1 protein-coding gene is annotated in these 617 nt (G+C 60.6%); it reads right to left on the reverse strand.

The annotated features are described in order from the left end of the window. Positions 1-299 (reverse strand): YncE family protein (locus AC1D12_RS34865; RefSeq protein WP_477845608.1); only part of this gene is annotated, 299 nt, incomplete at its 3' end. Between the last annotated feature and the right edge of the window lie 318 nt (positions 300-617).

Raw genomic sequence — 617 nt, forward strand, 5'->3', positions numbered from 1 at the left:
GTTTTCGGGTCGATGAAGGTGAGCGAGTCCGACAGCGCGTTGGCAACAATCACCGACTTTTCATCGGGCGTGAGGTACAGGTGATGCGGCTGCTTGCCGGTGGCAATGCGTCTGGTTTCCGTCCAGGTGGCCGGGTTGATCACGCTGACACTGTCTTCGAGCGAGTTCAGCACAAAAACAGGCGTTGTGATTCCCGAAAGTGCGGCACCAGCGGCGGCCGTCTGGGCAAAGGCGGTGGAGCATGCCAAACCGGCAAGGGCAAGCAGCCAGGCGGCGGCAAAACGGACGAAAACATTCACAAAAACGGTCTTTCTACGTGCAACCGGCTTGTGTACCGGGCGTCAGCCATGGCAAATGCCTGAAGGTGCCCAAAAGTCCTCTGCGGCCCCTTTTTCCAACGCCAGATTCGCCCAATCGTTTACATCCTTTACGATGCAGCGATGAATTTGATGGAGATCAACGGCGCGCGCCTGGAGGTCAGGCACATCGCCGGGCGCGCCGACCTCGCTCCGGTGGTTTTCCTGCATGAAGGCCTGGGCTCGGTCAGCCTCTGGACGCAACGCGGCCTGGACTGGCCCCAGGCGGTATGCACGGCAACCGGACGGGCGGGTATGGTG

Source organism: Rhizobacter sp. P1_G5 (assembly GCF_056405435.1).